We start from the raw sequence: 20,295 nt of genomic DNA on the forward strand, positions 1-20,295 counted from the left end.
AAGCCTGCCCTTAATACATAAAGGCAGGCTTACTTGTGCTCCGTAATGGTAATAGTTAATTTAACGATAGCAGGTTGGTGTTATAATTTACCTGCGCGTAAAATTCTTTATACCCGTACTTCTCAGGGTTTTCAATAATTTGTTTCATGGCTACCAGCTTGTAAACATACATGCCGGTTTCACGATTAAGGTGCATGCGGAAGTAGTTGTCCTCATTTTGCTTGTGCATGGCTCTCTCCAGCTTAATTGAGCCATTGTTATAAGCGGCGGCAGCCAGCGTCCAGCTACCAAACTCATTATATAACTCGTTAAGGTACTTGCATGCTGCAATGGTTGATTTACGCATATTTAAGCGTTCGTCTTTTGTCTTGTTAACCTTTAAGCCATAGCTGCGCGCGGTACCCGGCATAAACTGCCATGGGCCACGTGCCCCTTTGCGTGAAGTGCCTTCGCGAAGGCCCGACTCAACCAGCGGGAGGTACTTAAAGTCTTCGGGAATACCGTACCGGGCAAGTATCGGTTCAATTACCGGAAATAGCTTTTCTGCTTTAATATGCAGAATGTTCGACTGAACTTTTGTGTAAGAATGCATCCACAGCGAATAGCTCATTTTGCGGTTTACCCGTTTGTTTTCAACGGGCAAATTTTCTTCGGCAAAACTATAATCGGCAACCTCATTTTTGGGCGGTTCAATTAGTGCGAACCGGGTTGCGTTATGCGCCACACTTGGCCGTTTAACTACTGTTGCATTAGAAAGATCAAAAGCCGAAATGATAACTACCACCAACATTACGGAGCACGTAATTAAGTGTTTTTTTGTCATTTCTTTTTCTACCATTTAGTGTACAATATGTAAAACTTGCTGCAAAAGTACGTTATATAAATCACATTATCAAATACTTACAATTTACTTAGTGTTTTGGCGGTTTTTCAAGGCCTCAAAAAACGGCTGTAAAGTACTGTTAAACACGGTTTTTGCGCTAATATAAAAAGTTGTAAAATCCGTTTAAAAAACCTAACTTTGTTACCCCGCTGCGAAGCGTAAAACAAAAAATTATGGTATTTAAAAGACCAGGGAACAGTCGCGACGACAAGTCCACCCGATCACCCGGAAAATTCTCAAAAGGTGACGACTCAAAAAGACCATCATCCAGATCACGCGGTAAATTCTCCGCCAAAAGTGACAAAGATGATAACTACAATCCCTCAAAAAAATTCGACAAAGATAAAACCAGCGACCGCAAACCGTTTTCGGCACGTGGCGACAAGCCGTTTTCAGCACGTGGCGACAAGCCTTTTGCATCCCGTGGCGATAAGCCCTTTGCATCCCGTGGCGACAGGCCGTTTTCCGGACGGACCGATAAATTCGACGACAGGCCAAAACGCAATACCGAGGGCAGCAGTGAGTTTGGCGATAAAAAGCCGTTTTCATCATCGCGCTCAAAACCATACAGCGGTCGCCCAACAGATGGCGACAGGCCACAAAAAAGCTTTGGCGGCGACAGAAATACCCGTGGCCGTAGCGAAGGCAGCTATAAAAAGCGCGAGAACGCTGACTTTAAGGATAAACCTTACCGCGAAAGAGATGACCGCCGCACCAGGAATTTTGACGATCCCAACAACGCGCCAAACAGAACCATGCGCGGCCGTAAAAATCCGGCGGAGCCAAAGAAAGAAAATGATGGCCTGATCAGGCTGAACCGTTATATAGCCAATGCCGGTATATGCTCGCGCCGCAAAGCCGATGAGTTGATCGAGGCGGGTGTGGTTTCAGTAAATGGCGAAGTGGTATCTGAGTTAGGATTTAAGGTTGATCCGGCTAAGGATGTTGTTCGTTATAACAACGAAACACTGAAGCGCGAAAAAATGGTGTACGTTCTGCTTAACAAACCAAAGGATTATATCACAACTACCGATGATCCGCAGGAGCGCCGTACCGTAATGCACCTGGTTGAAAAAGCCAGCAAAGAACGTATTTACCCGGTTGGCCGTTTAGACCGCAATACAACGGGTTTATTACTGATGACCAACGACGGCGACCTGGCCGACAAGCTGTCGCACCCGCGCAGCAACATTGTTAAGCTTTACCAGGTTGAACTGAACAAAAGCCTAACCCAGGGCGATTTAAATAAGATTGAATATGGTATTGAGCTGGAAGATGGTTTAATAAAACCTGATTCGGTATCGTACGTTCAGGGCGGTACAAAACGTGAGATTGGCATACAGATACACAGCGGTAAAAACCGTATTGTGCGCCGCATATTTGAATCATTAGGTTACGAGGTAGTTAAACTGGACAGGGCGATATATGCCGGGCTTACCAAAAAGGATTTGCCCCGTGGCCGCTGGCGGCACCTTGAAGAAAAGGAACTAATACAGTTAAAGCACTTATTATAATACAAGCCCCGTTAGGGGCTTTTTTGTTGATTTTACATAACTTGCATTATTAACACCTATATCGTTATGAAAAAATTATTATTGGCACTGGCCTTGCTCTCTCCTGTTATAATGCAGGCTCAAAACAAAAAGAAAGGCCCTAAAACATTCGATCTGATTGTTGGGGCCTACAATACCGAGAATAACAAGGGCATATCCGTATATCGTTTTTATGCCGAAACCGGCAGGCTGGCTTACCTCAGTCAAAGTGAGGATGTACCCAACCCATCATACCTGTGTATCGATAAGGATAAAAAGTTTGTTTATGCCGTAAGCGAAACTGACAATGGCGAAATCTACGCCTATAGCTTTGAGCCAAAAGGGGGCACACTCACCTTTATCAATAAGCAAAAAAGCGGCGGCTCATCACCATGCTACATCTCGGTAGATGAGGACAGGAAGCATGTATTTGTAGCGAACTACGGCAGCGGATCATTCGCGGCATTGCCCGTAAATGAGGATGGTTCATTAAAACCGGCGGCGCAGGTTATCCAGGATAAGGGCGGCAGCGTTAACAAGCAACGCCAGGAAGGCCCGCACGCACACAGCGCGGTATTATCTCCGGATGAAAAGTACCTGTTGATGACTGACCTCGGTACGGATAAGATCAACATTAAAAAATACAACAGCGGCGACTCAAAGCCCTTAGGCCCGGCACCGGTTGAAGTAATTAATGTATCGCCAGGAAGCGGCCCGCGCCATATTGATTTTACACCCGATAAAAAGTACATGTATGTAGTGCAGGAAATTACCGGCCAGGTAACCGCGTTTGAATACAATGGCGGCAAGCCAAAGCAAATACAATCGGTAACGATGCTGGCTGATGGCTTTAAGGGTGCGGTTGGTGCTGCGGATATCCATGTATCGCCGGACGGGCGTTTTGTTTATGCCTCAAACCGTGGCGATGCCAATGAAATAGTAACCTATGCCATCAACAGCGAAAACGGCATGCTGACTTTCATAAACCGCACCCCAACCCGCGGCAAGGCTCCGCGTAATTTCGTGATCGACCCAACCGGAAAATTTTTGCTGGTAGGCAACCAGGATACCAATACCATTAACGTATTTAAACTCGACCCGGCAACAGGGAAGATCGGTGTTATGGTAACTTCAACACAGGTTGATAAGCCGGTGTGCTTGAAGTTTACGCCGGCGATGTAAACCCCACCTAAATCCTCCCCTTTGGGGAGGATTTAGGTGGGGTAAAAAAAGGCAGGATCGTTGATCCTGCCTTTTTGCTATATATTAAAATTAATATTATTTTTTACTGAATGTGTAAACTACATAACCCATTTGCGCGCCGATAGGTACCGGTGTTTTTAATACAAGGGTTTCTTTATTGGCTGCGCCTACATCCAGGCGGTAACCTTCGGCTACGTTTTTAGCTTTATCGCCCTCGTATATCTTTTTAAACTGGAACTGTGTACCATTAGGGCCTTCAAATACCGACCAAAAGATAGATTGTGATGTACCGTTATTTAGTGTATACATACCGTTACCGCTATTGGTCAGCTTCCATGTGCTGCCAACAAAGGCGCTCGGTGGTGCTTGGTCAAATGCAGATTGTACGGCGTTGGGTAATAAACCACCCTCATAAGTAACCGTGTTACATACCCAGGTGTTTACAAACCTGTCGCGCGGAACGTGTGATGAGGTAGTGCTGCGGGTGCTTGAACACGCCGAAATTACAACGGTTAGGGCTAAAATGGCTAAGGTGTATTGAAATAGCTTTTTCATGTCTTTGTATTTATTATTTGTTGTGTATAACATATCTTTTGTCAAAAGGTTGACAGTTTTTATATGCGGCTTATTTTTTGCGGCACGATTGTTTGATTAAGCCTTATATTAAAGGTTTAATTGCATATTATTTATATATACATTATTAATATGATACCTGTTCGCTTTTCAAAAACCTTTATTGGCTTCATATTAGCACTTACATTTATAAGCTGTCGTGATAATTACCGGGATGACAGCCGTACCATATTTAACATCAACCTGGAGGATGGCTTAACCTCGCTTGACCCGGCTTTTGCCCGCAACCAGAATGCCCTTTGGATGGATAATCAGCTCTATAATGGCCTGGTGCATATTAACGATAGCCTGAAAAGCATACCCTGCATTGCCAAAAGCTGGAACATTAGTACCGATGGCTTGCAATACACTTTCCATCTGCGTAATGACGTTTTTTTTCATGACGATCCGCTGTTTCACGGCGGCAAGGGGCGCAGGTGCGTAGCCGCTGACTTCGCGTACAGCTTCGGCCGTTTGATCGATCCAAAGGTGGCCTCATCCGGCTCATGGATCTTTAGCGATAAGGTAGCGGGTAAAAATTCCTTCATCGCCCAAAACGATAGTACGTTCATCATCAAATTAAAGCAGCCTTTTCCGCCGTTATTGAGCCTGCTTACCGCGCAATACTGTTCGGTAGTACCGCGCGAAGTGGTAGAGCATTACGGTAAGGATTTTCGCAGCCACCCCATCGGTACCGGTCCGTTTAAATTCAAATACTGGAAAGAGCGCGAGGTGATGGTACTGCTAAAAAACGAATACTACTGGGAAAAGGACAGCGCGGGCCATCCATTACCTTATCTTGATGCGATAAAGGCAGGCTTTATCAGCGATAAGCAAACCGCCTTTATGGAATTTATTAAAGGCGATCTGGATTTTTTTAATGGCATTGATGGTAGCTATCGCGATGACATTCTTACCAAATCGGGCAAGCTAACCAGCAAGTATCGGGGAAAGTTCACCATGAATATCAGGCCGTATTTGAATACGGAATACCTGGGCATACTGATTGATACCAATATCGCCCTCGTAAAAAAATCGCCGTTAAAAAGATTGAAGATACGGCAGGCTATTAACTACGCCATTGATAAGCAAAAAATGATCAAGTACCTGCGCAATAGCATTGGTACGCCGGGTTATGCCGGTTTTATTCCGCAGGGTATGCCGGGGTTTGATGGCAGACAGGTGAACGGTTACAGCTATAATCCTGATAAAGCGCGCCGCCTGCTTGCTGAAGCCGGCTTTCCCAATGGCCGCAACCTGCCCGAAATTGTGTTAAACACCACAACCACCTACCGCGATCTGATAGAATACATACAAGGCGAATTGGACCGCGTGAACATCAAAACCCGAGTGGAAGTTACCCAGGGAGCCAGCCTGCGCGAACTGATCGCCAAAAACGGGGTTAACTTTTTCCGTGGATCGTGGATCGCTGATTACCCGGACGGGGAGAATTATCTCTCTGTCTTTTATTCCAAAAACAAGATACCCTTTGGCCCCAATTACACCGGCTTTAACAACAAGGAGTTTGACCGGCTTTTTGAGCAAACCTACCGGGTAAATAATGATTCGGCACGGTATGCCCTCTACCGTAAAATGGATAACCTGGTGATGAGCCAGTCGCCGGTGGTGGTATTGTATTATGATAAACTGGTGAATCTGTATCAGAATAATATCAGCGGTTATGCCAGGAACGCGCAAAATTTGCTGGTGTTGAAGCGGGTGAGGAAGTCATGACGTTAATACAGCAAATAATCTAATTCAATCTTATGACAGCTAAAAAAATCACCTTTGAAAGACTTCCAACATTAAATAACTATTATGATTGGTTTGAAAAAGCGAAATACGATTTACAGGTTTATCAAAAGACACTTCATGTTTATGACCTTGCTAATTGCTTTTTGACTCTTAACTCAACGCCTGAATGGATGCAGAAAAGCAATAATATCAGTAATAAATTAAAAAATATAGCAGATGAAAAAGTAAGGGTTATGAAAGGTCAAGATAATTTTGAATTTGACGAAAATCAATTATCTGATATAAATCATAAGCTAAGATTTATAAGGATCTTTTGTAATCACGCTAAACATTCTGAAAAGAAAAAGGTACTACCTCAAATATCAATGTGTATACCATTACCTGCAACATTCCCAATTGCTTTTACACATATTGAGATAGGTAATATATCAATAGAAGCAATAACAATCATTGAAGATGTAATAGCATTCTGGAGTTCCATTATTGGCGAACGCCCAAAAGATTAGCTTATAATTGTTTCAGATCTCCACCTTATCAAACCACAGGCTTTTTAACTATATTTGCAAAAAATTTTAGCAAAATACATCCCGGCCAAACCAAGCGGTATGTATGCGGTTAATATTGTTCAATATACTGTATGACTGAAAAAACTGTTGACCTGGGCGAACAAAGCGAAGTAGAAGTTTATGGCGCTCGGGTGCATAACCTCAAAAATATTGATGTTTCGTTTCCGCGCAATAAGCTGGTGGTGGTAACGGGGCTAAGCGGCAGCGGTAAATCATCGCTGGCGTTTGATACCATTTATGCCGAGGGGCAACGCCGTTATATGGAAACATTTTCGGCTTACTCGCGCCAGTTTATGGGCGGTATGGAGCGGCCGGATGTGGATAAGGTATCGGGCCTTAGTCCGGTAATTGCCATTGAGCAAAAAACCACCAGCAAAAACCCGCGCTCAACAGTAGGTACCATTACCGAAATCTACGATTTTATGCGCCTGCTTTTCGCCCGCGCGGGCGAGGCCTATTCCTACTCCACCGGCGAAAAAATGGAGCGCATGAGCGAGGACCAGATATTACGCACCATCAGCGAAAAGTTTGACGGGCAGCCGGTAAACATTATGGCACCGGCCGTAAAAGGCCGTAAAGGGCATTACCGCGAGTTGTTTGAGCAGATCCGCAAGCAAGGTTACCTCAAGGTTTGGGTTGATGGCGCCATTATGGATGTTACCCCCAAAATGCAGGTTGACCGTTACAAGATACACGATATTGATATTGTGGTTGACCGCCTGGTGATCAGCGAAAAGGATAGCAAAAGACTTTACAGTTCGGTACAGGCGGCACTTAAACTGGCCAAAGGCATCATCCGCATTGCCGATAAGGATAACAATGTATCCTATTTTAGTAAATACCTGATGGACCCGGTATCGGGCATATCTTATGACGAGCCGCAGCCTAATACCTTTTCGTTCAACTCGCCGTATGGCGCTTGCGATAAGTGCAACGGCCTGGGTTATATTTTTGAGGTGGATGAAAAATCAGTTATTCCTAACCCCAAATTAAGTATACAAAACGGTGCCTTAGCCCCGCTGGGCGAGTACCGCGAAACCTGGATATTCCAGGTGTTGAAAGCGCTGGCTAAAAAGTTTGAGTTTTCGTTAACCACACCTATTGAAAAGCTCGAACGCGATAAGATTGACATTATACTTAACGGTACCGAAGAAAAAATAACCGTTGCTGTTGAGTACAATAAATGGAACGTTCAGAGTTATACCATCAATTTTGAAGGCATTATTAAAATGCTGGAAGAGCAGCAGGAACGCCGCGGCGATGATGACCTGGACGATATGGAAAACTATCGTGTGCTGCGCACCTGCCCTACCTGCGGCGGCGCGAGGCTGAAAAAGGAATCGCTGCATTTTAAAATAGACGAAAAGAACATATTTGAGCTGGCCTGCATGGATATTAATAACCTGCAAAGCTGGTTTGATAACATTGAGGACAGGTTAAACGAACGCCAAAACGTTATTGCCCGCGAGATATTGAAAGAGATCCGCGCCCGCATTGGCTTTTTGCTGGATGTTGGATTAAGCTATTTAACGCTTGACCGTACCGCCAAAACCTTATCGGGTGGGGAGGCGCAGCGCATCAGGCTAGCAACGCAAATTGGTTCGCAACTCATGAATGTAATGTACATTCTGGATGAGCCAAGCATCGGCCTGCACCAGCGCGATAACGAGCGGCTGATCAACGCCCTCAAAAACCTGCGCGACTTGGGCAATACCGTACTGGTGGTTGAGCACGATAAGGATATGATTTTAGAGGCTGACCATGTGATAGACATGGGGCCGGCAGCCGGCGTACATGGCGGACAAATTGTAGCCCAGGGTACACCGCAGCAACTAATGGCCGAGCATACGCTTACCACCTCATACATAAACGGCGAGCGTGAAATAGCCATCCCTAAAAAACGCAGGGAAGGTAACGGTAAAAAACTGGCACTTAAAAAAGCCACGGGCCACAACCTTAAAAATGTATCGGTAGAGTTTCCGCTGGGTAAACTGATCGGCATTACCGGGGTATCGGGCAGCGGTAAATCAAGTCTGATAGCCGAAACCTTATACCCGATTCTGAACCACCACTTCTTTCGCGCCAAAAAGCAACCATTGCCTTATGGCAGTATTGAGGGTCTGGAACATATTGATAAGGTGATCGAGATCGACCAAACACCTATCGGTCGTACACCACGCTCAAATCCATCTACTTATACGGGTGTATTTTCTGACATCCGTAACCTGTATGTGCAATTGCCTGAAGCTAAGATCCGTGGTTATAAGCCCGGTCGTTTCTCATTCAACGTAAAGGGCGGCCGCTGCGAAACCTGTCAGGGCGCGGGCATGAAGGTGATCGAAATGAACTTTTTACCCGATGTACAGGTGCCCTGCGAAGAGTGCGGCGGCAAACGCTACAACCGCGAAACATTGGAGGTACGCTACCGTGGCAAATCCATCAGCGATGTGCTGGACATGAGCATTGAAGATGCCACCAGCTTTTTTGAGCATATCCCATCCATTCACCGTAAGGTAAAAACCTTGTTTGATGTAGGTTTGGGCTATATCACACTCGGGCAATCATCAACCACGTTATCAGGCGGTGAAGCGCAGCGCGTAAAACTGGCTACCGAACTTTCAAAAAAAGATACCGGCAACACCTTTTATATTTTAGATGAGCCGACTACTGGTTTGCACTTTGAGGATATCAACGTGCTGCTGGGTGTGCTATACCAATTGGTGGATAAAGGCAACACGGTTTTAGTGATCGAGCATAACCTGGATGTAATTAAGGTGGTTGACCATGTGATAGACCTCGGGCCTGAAGGTGGATCCGGCGGAGGCAAGATATTATTCTCGGGCACGCCCGAAGGTTTATGTAAGGTTAAGGATAGCTTTACCGGCCGTTTTCTTAAAAAGGAGATGAACATTAAATAAATAATTACTATTAGTTAAATAATATTGCAACCATACTACGTTTAATACGTAAACCTCCATACGGCAAGTTTTGCTTAATAAAGCCTGTATCCATCCGGGAGCAGGCTTTGAACCCAACATGAAATTTTGATGAAATTTTTTTAGCGATTTTTTTAAAAAGCAAAATATTTCACATTTGCTTGCGTTATTGATTTATAAAAAACATAAAAAGGCGTATGGACGAAACCTCTACAAAAAATTTATTTGCGGTCACTAATCATTTTATAGTGAAAGAAAAAGGGCATACAGAAAATCTGAATGCGGACGATATGATGTTTTTTCACTCGCTCCGTACGGATCTGAACCAGTTGCAAGTGCAACCAAGGCTTCAAACCATTCACCGCATACTTGATTATTCAAAAAGCATCAAGTAAAAACACGGAGGTTGATGGCTCATAGTTCACGGGTATCGGTAAGGTTATCTTGATCTGAAAGATAAAAGTACCGGTGTTAAAACCGGGTGAACTATGACCCATTAGCCATTACTCCCCTCCCCCAAATTTCAATAACATTATTATTCGGCCTGTAAACTGAATACCTTTGCTGTACCGGCGTATTTGCTGGTTCAGGTTAATATACCCATGCAAAAAAAGGAACGCTATTATCATTTTGTAGAGTACTTCTCAAAAAACCAACCCGACGCGGTTACCGAGCTGCATTACAATTCGCCTTACCAGTTGCTGGTAGCGGTTATTCTTTCAGCCCAATGTACTGATAAGCGCATCAACCAGATCACCCCCGCACTTTTTGAACGCTTTCCGGATGCGGAGAGTTTGGCCGCCGCTAACGCCGATGAGATATTTCCGTACATACGCAGTGTAAGCTACCCTAACAACAAGGCCAAACATTTGGCAGGCATGGGTAAAATGCTGGTTGAGCAATTTAACAGCGTAGTACCATCATCTATTGATCAATTGCAAAAGATGCCGGGCGTGGGGCGCAAAACCGCCAATGTAATCGCCTCGGTGGTGTATGATGCCCCGGCTATAGCGGTAGATACGCACGTTTTCAGGGTGGCTAACCGCATAGGACTAACCAACAACGCACGCACGCCATTAGCCGTTGAAAAGGAATTGGTTAAATACCTGCCGCAGGATGTACTGGCCGTTGCCCATCACTGGCTTATTTTACACGGCCGCTATATTTGTGTAGCACGATCGCCCAAATGCGAAATATGCCCATTAACCTGGTTTTGCCGCTATTACGAACGCGCCAATACCGAAACCGCTCTGTTAAAAGCCGAAGCATTAAAAACCCGTAAGGCCAAAGAGGCCGCCAAAAAGAAAAAGTTATCGGTTATTACCAGAGAGCTTAATAAGCGCGTTGTTGATAAAGATATTTGAATAGCCCTATCCTGTTGATTATGTTTACACATCAATCATAATAATTTACTAATTTTTTTAGTATTTATAAATTAAAGTTTTATATTTGTTACATAATAAATAAAGATGAGTAACGCAGATAAATTGAAGGCATTACAGCTTACGCTTGATAAGCTGGAAAAATCATACGGAAAAGGCACCATCATGAAATTGGGCGATACCGTTGTTGAGCCTACTGAAGTAATATCAACCGGTTCTATCGGTCTTGATATAGCTTTAGGGGTTGGCGGTTTGCCCAAAGGAAGGGTAATTGAAATATACGGGCCTGAGTCATCAGGTAAAACAACTTTGGCCATACACGCTATTGCCGAAGCACAAAAAAAAGGTGGCATAGCCGCATTTATTGATGCCGAGCACGCCTTTGATAAATTTTACGCCAAAAAATTAGGTGTGGATGTAGAGAACTTGTTGATCTCTCAGCCTGATAACGGCGAGCAGGCTCTGGAGATCGCTGATAACCTGATCCGCTCGGGCGCTATTGATATCCTGGTGATCGACTCGGTTGCCGCATTGGTACCAAAGGCCGAGATCGAGGGTGAAATGGGCGACTCGAAAATGGGTTTGCAGGCACGCTTAATGTCGCAGGCTTTGCGTAAGCTTACCGGTACCATCAGTAAAACCGGCTGCTGCTGCATATTTATCAATCAATTGCGCGATAAGATCGGTGTAATGTTTGGTAACCCTGAAACTACCACTGGTGGTAACGCGTTAAAATTCTACGCTTCGGTACGTTTGGATGTACGCCGTATATCGCAAATTAAAGATACTGACGAAGTATCAGGTAACCGCGTTAAGGTAAAAATTGTTAAAAACAAGGTTGCGCCTCCGTTCCGTCTGGCTGAATTTGATATTATGTTTGGCGAAGGTATCTCTAAAGCAGGCGAGATCATTGATCTGGGTGTTGATTACAGCATCATTAAAAAAGCAGGCTCATGGTTTAGCTACGGCGAAACCCGCTTAGGCCAGGGCCGCGACGCGGTTAAACAACTGATACTGGATAACCCGGAACTGATGGAAGAACTGGAAGTCAAGATCAAACAAACCGTAACCGGTGAAAGCATGGAAGAAGCATAAGCTTTATCCATTCTACAATATAAAAACAGGCTGCTTTATTCATTTAAAGCAGCCTGTTTTTTTACGTACACGGATTTACTGATCAATAAGTGATCTTCACTATCTGATCAATATCATCAGCCGGAAGCTCATCAGTATAAACAATCAATCCGGTTTTACTTTTTTTGTACTTTAGCTTTTTACCCCCGTTAAAGGCAGTTATACTTTTTGGTGAAAATTTAAAGTCGGGTATTAATATTTGCTTATTGTCCGTGGGTTTAAGGATGTGCGCGTACACCGTTTTCCCCTTCGCGGTTACGGTACCCCATGCCTGCGCTTTTATCAGGTTACCGCGGGTACCATAAATGGTTTCGCCATTTTTGTCAATCCAGGCGCCTATTTTACCAAGCGTATCCACAAACTCCGGTTGAATTTTGCCATTAGGCATCGGGCCAATGTTCAATAAAAAGTTAGCATCCAAACCGGCGGCATTAACCAGGTAATGCACCAACTCTTTTACCGATTTATAGTTGCGGTCGTTAATATTAAAACCCCAACTGCCGTTCATGGTTTCGCAGGTTTCTAATGGCAGGTTGCCAATTTTCGCATCTGCACTAAAGCCTGTTTTATTATTACCCGGCAAATCCTTTTCAAAAGCCTGAAAATCTTCGCCCGGTATCGGTTCCAAATGGTGATTGTTACCGATCATAATATCAGGCCCTAATTTATGGATCAGGCTATAGATCTCATCATAATGCCAGTTCGCATTCTTCCGATCCCAGTGCCCGTCAAACCAAATCCCTTTAACTGCCGGATAATTAGTGATCAGTTCGGTAAGCTGTGCCTTCATAAAATTGATGTAGCTGCCCCAATCGCCTTTTTCAGGCACGCCGTTAACTATCGGGCTTTTATAAGCATAATCAGAACGCCCCCAATCCAGCAGCGAATAATAAAAGCGAAGTTCAACACCCTGCTTTTGGCACTCCTCAGCCAATTCCTTCATCGGATCTTTTTTATAAGGAGTAGCTTTTACAATATTATAATCCGACTGTTTAGTATCAAACATGCTGAACCCATCATGGTGGCGGGACGTTATGGTAATATACTTCATACCGGCACGTTTGGCCAGGTCAACCCACTCCTTAGCGTTAAAGGCTTGGGGGTTAAAAAAATCGGCAAGGCGTTTATAATCGTTATAAGGTATTTTGCGGGTGTCCATCACCCATTCGCCATCGCCCAGGGTACTATAGATGCCCCAGTGAATGAACATGCCGAATTTCATATCCTTAAAATGCTCACGGGCTTTAAGGTTTGATGTGGATGGTTGGTAGCCTTGCTGCGCTTTGACTATAGTAACAGCAAATAGCAGAAAGAATAAGTAGAGGTTTTTTTTCATTGATGTACAATTGGTAACTCCAAATTTACACCAATGATGCCGGGTATCTTAAATCATTCTCACTTATGATTAAGCAATTTTGGCAACGACCGTTATCCAGCTTAAACTACATGCAATTCCGCGGATCTTTTGGGTAGCACCCTCCTGTTATCCACAATCAAATTGGAGGCTTCCCTTTTTACAAACAGCATAAATTCTATGGCGGCAATCAATAGTATCGTGTAGCCGTAAAGCTCAGTGCATTCTTCCGAAGCGTTTTTTACCGCACGAAAGTAGCGGTCTTCCATAATCTCCTGCCAAAACTTACCACGCCCATACAGTCTCGAAAAAACATAAGTAGTTAAAAAGCCGGTTATCAATACACCAAAGGCCTGTGTATTTACAAATACATTGATGTTGTTTATAAAATGCTGCCGGTTACGCCACAGGTAATATACCATAAAGGCAAACAAACTGAACACCCCGGCTTGCCAGGCTCCGTCAAATATATTTTCATCTAAAAATGAATCCTGCTCACGGATGAATGATGCCGTAGCAAAACAGAATAGAAAGAAAGCAATCGCCTTAAACTGCTTATATTTTATAAATACAGACATATAAATTGCGGCAGCTAACATGAGCAGCGCGCTTTGTGCAAGCTCCGTCATCGAGTCTTCTGCAAATTTTGATTCCTGTCCATGCACCAATCCTGCATCCCAGCGGATGAACTCCGCCACGCCAAAAATTAGTGCTCCATATATGATCAGCCTGATAAAGCCAGTCTTGATTCCCTTGAAATTCGCCTTCATTAAGCCAATTTAAAGGCTGCTTTTTAAAGATTTTAAAAACTATGAATATTTGGAACCCATTTTACATTTAACTTACATTATAAACAATATTAACATATAATTAATTATGGCGTGTCAAATTTTCAATTTTACATTGCAAAATTGATTTACTTATATTTAGGCATGTTAAAAAATCTGTTCTTCCTGCTTGCTATAATGATGATAGCGACTTCTGCCAAAAGCCAATCCGATTTTGGCGATATGACCAATTTATTCACCACGCCCGATCATTATATCATCACCCACACCACAACTCCACCAAAAATTGATGGTGATTTAAACGATAAAATTTGGCAGCAGGCTAAATGGACCAGCAGCTTTATAGATATTGAGGGTGACGTTAAACCTAAGCCTGCTTACAATACCCAGCTAAAAATGCTATGGGATGATACCACCCTGTACATTGCCGTTAAAATGGATGAGCCGCATCTGTGGGCTTATTTAACTCATCATGACGATGTTATATATCAAGATAATGATTTTGAACTTTTTGTAGATCCGGATAACGATGGCCGTAATTATTTTGAAGTTGAGGTAAATCAGCTTAATAAAATATTTGATTTGTTTATGCCCAAGGCTTACCGCCATGGCGGCAACGCACTGATTAGCTGGGACACCCCCGGTATGCGTACGGCTGTAAAGCTGCAAGGCACCCTGAATAACCCTAAAGATATTGATAAAGGCTGGACAGTAGAACTGGCCATACCATTCAAGGCCATAGCATTTGGTTTTAACGCGGGTAAACCTGCTGATGGCAACCAGTGGCGTATCAACTTTTCGCGCGTGGAGTGGGACACCAGGATTGTAAACGGCAAGTACATCAAGCTTAGAAACCCGCAAGGCAAAAACCTGCCCGAGCGTAACTGGGTATGGTCGGCACCGGGACTAATCAGCATGCATTATCCTGAACGCTGGGGCTACCTGCAATTTACCACTAAAACTACGGATGCAGGCATTGGTTTTAACATTCCTTATACCGATTTGCAAAAGCAATACCTGTGGTTGGTGTATTACAAACAGCAGGAATACTTTAAAAAACACCAGGCCTATTCAACAGATCTGAAAGAAATCGGCCTGACCGCTACAGAATATACGGTATCGGGCAAAAAAAATAATCTTACCATAACCGGCACCCAACAGCAGTACACCGCTACCATAAACGATGATGCGGGCAGCACTATGTCCTTAAATGAGGATGGATTGTTTAAGCAACCTAAAAAGTAAAACATATCAGGACGGGGCGATATCCGGCGGAGATGTATCTTTGCATATCTTATACAGATAATTATGCTTTGGTACCCCTACACGCAAATGAAACTGGTTAACCGCGTACCCAAAATGGTAGCGGGCAACGGTGTGATGATGGAACTGGAAGATGGCCGTAAGCTGATTGACGGCATATCTTCGTGGTGGTCGGTAATTCATGGCTATAATCATCCGGAACTAAATAATGCACTGACCGAACAGGCCGGAAAATTTGCCCACGTAATGCTGGGTGGCTTAACGCACGAACCGGCTTTGCAATTAGCCGAAGCATTGGTACGCATCACTCCTGCTGGACTTAACCATGTATTTTTTTCGGATAGCGGGTCGATAGGTGTTGAGGTAGCGCTGAAAATCTCCATTCAGCATTGGAAGAATTCAGGCTTTGAGGGTAAAACCAAAATCATATCGTTAAAAAATGGTTACCATGGCGATACTTTTAAAGCCATGGAGGTAAGTGACGACTCGGACTTCAGCCGGGCTTTTGCCAATGTGCTGCACCGAGGCTATACGTTGGAGATACCCGGCGGAGGCTTTAACGCGCCTGCCGAACTGGTACAACCGGCTATTGACCAACTGGAGCAGTTACTAATCAGCAATAGTCATGATATAGCGGCCTTTATTGTAGAACCGATTGTGCAATGCGCCGGAGGGTTCCACATTTATTCTCCTTTGTACCTACAGGCCTCGCGTGCGCTTTGCACTAAATATAATGTGTTGCTGATATTTGATGAGGTGGCAACCGGTTTTGGGCGTACGGGAAAATTCTTCGCGGCGGAGCACGCGGAGGTTACGCCGGACATTATGGTTGTGGGCAAAGCCCTTACAGCCGGTTATATGGGCCATGCGGCTACGCTAAGCACTGATGCGGTTTATAACAGTTTTTTAGGTGCCGGTTATGAAAAAGCACTCATGCACGGGCCTACCTTTATGGCCAATGCCCTGGCGTGCAGCGTAGCGCTAAAAAGCATTGAGCTGTTTGAACGTGCGCATTACCTGGCTACAATTGAACAGATCAACAAAATTATTGAGCAGGAGTTCAGCGCCATTACCTCAACAGCGATAGCCGCTAAACGAACAATAGGCGCTATCGGCGTAATAGAATTTAAAACCGCGGCTACACTTGATGGTTTTAAGGCTTTCGCCATGGACGAAGGTGTTTGGCTACGCCCGATAGGCAAGGTACTATACCTGATGCCCCCTTACATTATACAACCGGATGAATTGGTAAGCATAATTAATGTAATGCGTAAGTGGATCGATCGCCTACCTAAAAATCAGGATTTTTAGGTTTAAGCTACATTTATCGGGATAAAATAGTATCTGACACTGTATAAATTATAATATTTGCCTCGCTTAACAAACACATCTTACCTAAGCAAAGCATTTATTATGAAAACTTTACCACAAAAAGCATTTTTATTTTTGTTGTTGGTACTATTCTCCTGCAGCAAAAACTCCAATGAGGAAAAACCGACAACTCTGCCGGACGGCCCCGTTACCGAAGCCGAAATCAACGCCTTAAATCCAAGGCCTACCATTGAAGAGGTTGTAGCTGCCTATGAAAAGATCACCAAGGATGACCCTGCGTTAACCGACAATGAGGAAGCCCTGGGCAGAAAACTATTTAACTACTTTAAGTACGGAAAAACTACCAGTGTAGCCAAACGCGCAATTACACCTAACGAACTTGGGAACATCGCGCAAAAACTTACGCTTGAAGAATGGAAGGTTGTGATCAAAAACCCTAATAAAAGCTACAAAGCCTATAAAACGGTAGTTCCGGCCGGTGCTGCCGCCCAAACAAATTACCCTTGCGATGCTGATGCCGGGTTTGAAGACAGTAAAGCGGATGCCATACGCCATGCTTACTGGAACGTATTAATGGCCAAAAATACCGACTTAGACTTTGCCGAAAAAATGGCTACCGCCCACGAATCAGAAGCGGGCACCGCGTATGCTAAAAAAATGGATCTGCATAACAACGCGGTTGGTCGCCAATTGGTCAGAAACAATCCTACCGCTACAACCGAACAGTTGTTGGTGGTGCTGATACAGGGCAAATTTACTTATGTAAATGAGGGCGACCCTATTACGGCGGATAATTCAACACTGATATATTTTAAAGCCAAACGGGATTATGACGGCACTTACAACGGCAGCATGACCAATCCCGACTCGGAAGGTGGCCCGTGGACGCTCGCGCTAAATCTTAACCAGTGCGGCGATGTAATACGCGGACAATTTGAAATAACCCGGCCTAACAACTCAAGGCAAAAGCGCAGGTTTGCCGGTAAGCTGGCAGGCAACACCCTAACCCTTAATGTAGCCACACCTTATGAGTTTGAAAACCCTAACGGGCTCACCCCGTGCAATAGCATGGTAATTAAACTAACCAGCAACGGCGGTAAACTATCAGGCGACTGGACTTCAAGCAACTGCTCACAAGGCGGCAAAATCACCGCTGCTCAATAAGCTGCAAAAGTCAGCATTGCCTATTTTGTAATGCTGACTTTTGTTAAACATTAAGTATACGCGCCCGGCTCCAATCAGACAACAGGTGCATTATTTCCCTTAACGACTGGCCTTTTTCAGTGAGGCTATACTCTACCCTCGGCGGCACTTCGGGATAAGCCTTTCTAAGCACTATACCATCCGCCTCCAGCTCCTTTAACTGCCTTGATAATACTTTTAAAGCCATGCCCGGCATAGTTTTATGCAGTTCGCCAAACCGCATAGGCCCTTTAAGCAATAACCAAATAAGTGGTGGTTTCCATTTGCCGCCTATTACGCTTATAGTGGCCGTTATGGGGCATTCATCAGCACCGTGATAATTAATTTCTTTTTTTTCTGCCGTTGTGCTCATTTAAATGCAAATCTAACAAATCTGTCATTAGTTGACAAAAAGGTAACTACTTGATAAAAGTAAAGTAATGAAATACCTTTGTTGTATATAAAAATAAAAACGATGAGGATAATTATTATAGGTGCATCCGGAACAATAGGTAAACATATTGTTAAAGCGCTCGAAACAGGAAACGAAATAATAAAGGTAGGTTCAAAAAGCGGCGATTACCAGGTTGATATTGCCGACATCAATTCCATTAAAGCATTATTTGAAAAGATTGGCCCATTTGATGCCTTGATTAGTACCACCGGCAACGCGCACTTTGGCCCGCTTGCTGAAATGACGGATGCCAACTTCAGGATAGGTATTGACAGCAAACTGCTTGGGCAAATAAACCTGGTACTTATTGGCCAGCATTATATCAACGCAAAAGGTTCATTTACATTAACATCAGGCAGCCTGAGTCAGGATCCGATTGTTTTAGGCGCGGCTGTAAGCACAGTTAACGGCGCGCTCGATTCATTTGTTAAAGCCGCCGCAATTGAGCTTGATAAAGGCATCCGCATTAACACCGTAGGCCCTACTGTTGTAGAGGAATCACCCGCTTACTTTCCATTTTTTCAAGGACATATGCCGGTTAGCATGCATCGCGTAGCCCAGGCTTATGTAAAAAGTGTACTTGGCGCACAAACCGGGCAGGTATATCCGGTTTTATAATGTGTACTATTATTACACTGATTAATTTAAAGCAACAGGTATACGTACCTGTTGCTATCTTTACCGCATGAAAAATTTTTCGGTTGAGGCCGACGGCGCTCTTTTTGAATTTAATACCATGAACATACAGCGCCTGCAATTATTTCAGGTTTATGTTATGCATAATGGCGAAAAAAAGAGGTTCCACATGCAGATAAATGAGCAGGGCGACTTTAAAATAACCGACCCGCAATCATGCCCCGAAGAATACCATCGCACCGAGGAGCAATTAAGCAAAGCGATACAGATTTACGGTAAACCATAAGTTTGGATGTTATTTTATAACTCCTGCCTATGGCCCATAAAGCGCTGGATGCCTTACGTTAAAATGTTTCACGATTCCCTACTTTTGTATCATTTTAACCGTCGTTAATCGATGAGATTTGCCTTAAATAAATCAAATAAAAAATGGCAAAAACAATTTTTATAACCGGTGCATCACGTGGCCTGGGCCGCGTTTGGGCCGAAGCATTTTTAAAGCGTGGAGACCAGGTAATAGTAGCGGTAAGAAATCCGGACACCCTGGATAGCCTTGCTAATCAATTTACATCATCCTTACTGGTTTTAAAGCTGGATGTAACCGATAAAGACGCTTGTTTTGAGGCGGTTGCTCAGGCTAAAGCGCACTTTGGCACTATTGACGTACTGATTAACAATGCTGGCTATGGCCACTCAGGCGCTATTGAAGAGCTGCAAGAGAACGAGATCAAAACACAATTTGAAACGAATGTTTACGGACTGATCTGGATGACGCAAGCTGTTATTCCAATAATGCGCGAACAAAAATCAGGTCATATAATACAGGTATCAAGCGCCCTTGGGGTGGTTGCATTTCCAACACTTGGCATCTACAGTGCATCTAAATTCGCTGTTGAAGCTATCAGCGAATCGCTTGCAACTGAAATTAGTAACTTTAACATTAAGGTAACTATTTTAGAGCCAAACGGATTTTTGACCGACTTCGCGACCACATCGGGTAAGGAAAGCGAGCACTTGCCTCATTATGATAATGTAAGAGCAGCCCTTGCAGCCGGGAACAAACACGAAGATTGGGGCGTTCCGGAAGCTACGGCAACTGCTGTTTTAAAGTTAGTAGACTCGCAAAACCCGCCGCTCAGGCTTTTATTAGGCCGTGTAGGATTTCAATGGATAAAACATACCTACGAGCAACGCTTAAAAACCTGGGAAGAGTGGCAGGAGGTTTCTGTCGCAGCACAAGGCAATTAAATTTGATAAATAAGCAGAACCGGTAAGCCGGTTCT

At 44.1% G+C, this 20,295-nt stretch carries 19 protein-coding genes; 14 read left to right on the forward strand and 5 right to left on the reverse strand.

The genetic code is table 11. The annotated features are described in order from the left end of the window. Nucleotides 1-55: 55 nt before the first annotated feature. Nucleotides 56-790: a lytic transglycosylase domain-containing protein gene (locus AC3WJC_RS14785; RefSeq protein WP_492399876.1), complete on the reverse strand. Its 735-nt coding sequence runs from the start codon at nucleotides 788-790 to the stop codon at nucleotides 56-58. A 266-nt stretch (nucleotides 791-1,056) separates the two neighbouring features. Here AC3WJC_RS14785 and AC3WJC_RS14790 point away from each other — a divergent pair, with 266 nt between their 5' ends. Beyond that, nucleotides 1,057-2,397 (forward strand): pseudouridine synthase, encoded by a 1,341-nt coding sequence (locus AC3WJC_RS14790; RefSeq protein ID WP_492399877.1) that lies wholly within the window; start codon nucleotides 1,057-1,059, stop codon nucleotides 2,395-2,397. Nucleotides 2,398-2,463: 66 nt separating this feature from the next. Continuing rightward, on the forward strand, nucleotides 2,464-3,597 hold the full coding sequence (locus tag AC3WJC_RS14795) for a lactonase family protein (RefSeq protein ID WP_492399878.1): 1,134 nt from the start codon (nucleotides 2,464-2,466) through the stop codon (nucleotides 3,595-3,597). 96 nt (nucleotides 3,598-3,693) lie between these two features. Here AC3WJC_RS14795 and AC3WJC_RS14800 read toward each other — a convergent pair whose 3' ends face one another. Then, complete coding sequence (locus AC3WJC_RS14800; protein ID WP_492399879.1) at nucleotides 3,694-4,173, reverse strand: hypothetical protein; 480 nt, start codon at nucleotides 4,171-4,173, stop codon at nucleotides 3,694-3,696. 150 nt (nucleotides 4,174-4,323) lie between these two features. Between AC3WJC_RS14800 and AC3WJC_RS14805 the strand changes: the two genes are divergently transcribed. From AC3WJC_RS14805 to recA, 6 genes are all read left to right on the forward strand, one after another. Beyond that, entirely contained in the window at nucleotides 4,324-5,964 is a 1,641-nt protein-coding gene (locus AC3WJC_RS14805; protein WP_492399880.1) for an ABC transporter substrate-binding protein, read from the forward strand. 32 nt (nucleotides 5,965-5,996) lie between these two features. Next, nucleotides 5,997-6,491, forward strand: coding sequence for a hypothetical protein (locus AC3WJC_RS14810; protein ID WP_492399881.1), 495 nt, complete (start codon nucleotides 5,997-5,999; stop codon nucleotides 6,489-6,491). A gap of 131 nt (nucleotides 6,492-6,622) precedes the next feature. Continuing rightward, the gene (gene uvrA, locus AC3WJC_RS14815) at nucleotides 6,623-9,469 is read left to right on the forward strand and encodes an excinuclease ABC subunit UvrA (protein WP_492399882.1); all 2,847 of its coding nucleotides are present in this window, start codon (nucleotides 6,623-6,625) and stop codon (nucleotides 9,467-9,469) included. 215 nt (nucleotides 9,470-9,684) lie between these two features. Further along, the gene (locus AC3WJC_RS14820) at nucleotides 9,685-9,882 is read left to right on the forward strand and encodes a hypothetical protein (RefSeq protein WP_492399883.1); all 198 of its coding nucleotides are present in this window, start codon (nucleotides 9,685-9,687) and stop codon (nucleotides 9,880-9,882) included. A gap of 207 nt (nucleotides 9,883-10,089) precedes the next feature. Continuing rightward, on the forward strand, nucleotides 10,090-10,851 hold the full coding sequence (gene nth, locus AC3WJC_RS14825; protein WP_492399884.1) for an endonuclease III: 762 nt from the start codon (nucleotides 10,090-10,092) through the stop codon (nucleotides 10,849-10,851). 105 nt (nucleotides 10,852-10,956) lie between these two features. Further along, a complete protein-coding gene (gene recA, locus AC3WJC_RS14830; protein ID WP_492399885.1) occupies nucleotides 10,957-11,964 on the forward strand; it encodes a recombinase RecA in 1,008 nt (335 codons plus the stop codon). Nucleotides 11,965-12,046: 82 nt separating this feature from the next. Here the strand turns inward: recA and AC3WJC_RS14835 are convergent, their stop codons facing one another. Beyond that, nucleotides 12,047-13,339: an alpha-L-fucosidase gene (locus AC3WJC_RS14835; RefSeq protein ID WP_492399886.1), complete on the reverse strand. Its 1,293-nt coding sequence runs from the start codon at nucleotides 13,337-13,339 to the stop codon at nucleotides 12,047-12,049. Nucleotides 13,340-13,440: 101 nt separating this feature from the next. Beyond that, the gene (locus AC3WJC_RS14840) at nucleotides 13,441-14,127 is read right to left on the reverse strand and encodes a hypothetical protein (protein ID WP_492399887.1); all 687 of its coding nucleotides are present in this window, start codon (nucleotides 14,125-14,127) and stop codon (nucleotides 13,441-13,443) included. 162 nt (nucleotides 14,128-14,289) lie between these two features. Here AC3WJC_RS14840 and AC3WJC_RS14845 point away from each other — a divergent pair, with 162 nt between their 5' ends. From AC3WJC_RS14845 to AC3WJC_RS14855, 3 genes are all read left to right on the forward strand, one after another. Beyond that, nucleotides 14,290-15,390, forward strand: coding sequence for a carbohydrate-binding family 9-like protein (locus AC3WJC_RS14845; protein ID WP_492399888.1), 1,101 nt, complete (start codon nucleotides 14,290-14,292; stop codon nucleotides 15,388-15,390). A gap of 63 nt (nucleotides 15,391-15,453) precedes the next feature. Beyond that, entirely contained in the window at nucleotides 15,454-16,719 is a 1,266-nt protein-coding gene (gene bioA / locus AC3WJC_RS14850; protein WP_492399889.1) for an adenosylmethionine--8-amino-7-oxononanoate transaminase, read from the forward strand. A gap of 102 nt (nucleotides 16,720-16,821) precedes the next feature. Beyond that, nucleotides 16,822-17,904, forward strand: a complete 1,083-nt coding sequence (locus tag AC3WJC_RS14855; RefSeq protein WP_492399890.1) for a DUF6973 domain-containing protein — start codon at nucleotides 16,822-16,824, stop codon at nucleotides 17,902-17,904. Nucleotides 17,905-17,947: 43 nt separating this feature from the next. Here the strand turns inward: AC3WJC_RS14855 and AC3WJC_RS14860 are convergent, their stop codons facing one another. Further along, a complete protein-coding gene (locus AC3WJC_RS14860; RefSeq protein ID WP_492399891.1) occupies nucleotides 17,948-18,295 on the reverse strand; it encodes a winged helix-turn-helix transcriptional regulator in 348 nt (115 codons plus the stop codon). Between the two features lie 102 nt (nucleotides 18,296-18,397). On the opposite strand from AC3WJC_RS14860, the gene AC3WJC_RS14865 reads away from it, so the two are divergent. The 3 genes from AC3WJC_RS14865 (at nucleotide 18,398) to AC3WJC_RS14875 (ending at nucleotide 20,260) form a co-directional block, all read left to right on the forward strand. Beyond that, on the forward strand, nucleotides 18,398-18,994 hold the full coding sequence (locus tag AC3WJC_RS14865; protein ID WP_492399892.1) for a short chain dehydrogenase: 597 nt from the start codon (nucleotides 18,398-18,400) through the stop codon (nucleotides 18,992-18,994). 67 nt (nucleotides 18,995-19,061) lie between these two features. Then, nucleotides 19,062-19,298 carry a hypothetical protein gene (locus AC3WJC_RS14870; protein WP_492399893.1) on the forward strand — a complete coding sequence of 79 codons (237 nt, stop codon included), beginning with the start codon at nucleotides 19,062-19,064 and terminating at the stop codon, nucleotides 19,296-19,298. Nucleotides 19,299-19,441: 143 nt separating this feature from the next. Then, on the forward strand, nucleotides 19,442-20,260 hold the full coding sequence (locus tag AC3WJC_RS14875; protein ID WP_492399894.1) for an SDR family NAD(P)-dependent oxidoreductase: 819 nt from the start codon (nucleotides 19,442-19,444) through the stop codon (nucleotides 20,258-20,260). The last annotated feature ends 35 nt before the right edge of the window (nucleotides 20,261-20,295 follow it).

This window comes from Mucilaginibacter sp. FW306-07-L (assembly GCF_058782065.1).

Bases quoted from the DNA above. Each gene is read 5' to 3' on its own strand.
- recA (WP_492399885.1), top strand. From the start codon at position 10,957: ATGAGTAACGCAGATAAATTGAAGGCATTACAGCTTACGCTTGATAAG.
- AC3WJC_RS14805 (WP_492399880.1), top strand. From the start codon at position 4,324: ATGATACCTGTTCGCTTTTCAAAAACCTTTATTGGCTTCATATTAGCA.
- AC3WJC_RS14790 (WP_492399877.1), top strand. From the start codon at position 1,057: ATGGTATTTAAAAGACCAGGGAACAGTCGCGACGACAAGTCCACCCGA.
- bioA (WP_492399889.1), top strand. From the start codon at position 15,454: ATGCTTTGGTACCCCTACACGCAAATGAAACTGGTTAACCGCGTACCC.
- uvrA (WP_492399882.1), top strand. From the start codon at position 6,623: ATGACTGAAAAAACTGTTGACCTGGGCGAACAAAGCGAAGTAGAAGTT.
- AC3WJC_RS14870 (WP_492399893.1), top strand. From the start codon at position 19,062: ATGAAAAATTTTTCGGTTGAGGCCGACGGCGCTCTTTTTGAATTTAAT.
- AC3WJC_RS14875 (WP_492399894.1), top strand. From the start codon at position 19,442: ATGGCAAAAACAATTTTTATAACCGGTGCATCACGTGGCCTGGGCCGC.
- AC3WJC_RS14820 (WP_492399883.1), top strand. From the start codon at position 9,685: ATGGACGAAACCTCTACAAAAAATTTATTTGCGGTCACTAATCATTTT.
- AC3WJC_RS14800 (WP_492399879.1), bottom strand. From the start codon at position 4,173: ATGAAAAAGCTATTTCAATACACCTTAGCCATTTTAGCCCTAACCGTT.
- AC3WJC_RS14845 (WP_492399888.1), top strand. From the start codon at position 14,290: ATGTTAAAAAATCTGTTCTTCCTGCTTGCTATAATGATGATAGCGACT.
- AC3WJC_RS14785 (WP_492399876.1), bottom strand. From the start codon at position 790: ATGTTGGTGGTAGTTATCATTTCGGCTTTTGATCTTTCTAATGCAACA.
- nth (WP_492399884.1), top strand. From the start codon at position 10,090: ATGCAAAAAAAGGAACGCTATTATCATTTTGTAGAGTACTTCTCAAAA.
- AC3WJC_RS14835 (WP_492399886.1), bottom strand. From the start codon at position 13,339: ATGAAAAAAAACCTCTACTTATTCTTTCTGCTATTTGCTGTTACTATA.
- AC3WJC_RS14855 (WP_492399890.1), top strand. From the start codon at position 16,822: ATGAAAACTTTACCACAAAAAGCATTTTTATTTTTGTTGTTGGTACTA.
- AC3WJC_RS14860 (WP_492399891.1), bottom strand. From the start codon at position 18,295: ATGAGCACAACGGCAGAAAAAAAAGAAATTAATTATCACGGTGCTGAT.
- AC3WJC_RS14840 (WP_492399887.1), bottom strand. From the start codon at position 14,127: ATGAAGGCGAATTTCAAGGGAATCAAGACTGGCTTTATCAGGCTGATC.
- AC3WJC_RS14865 (WP_492399892.1), top strand. From the start codon at position 18,398: ATGAGGATAATTATTATAGGTGCATCCGGAACAATAGGTAAACATATT.
- AC3WJC_RS14795 (WP_492399878.1), top strand. From the start codon at position 2,464: ATGAAAAAATTATTATTGGCACTGGCCTTGCTCTCTCCTGTTATAATG.
- AC3WJC_RS14810 (WP_492399881.1), top strand. From the start codon at position 5,997: ATGACAGCTAAAAAAATCACCTTTGAAAGACTTCCAACATTAAATAAC.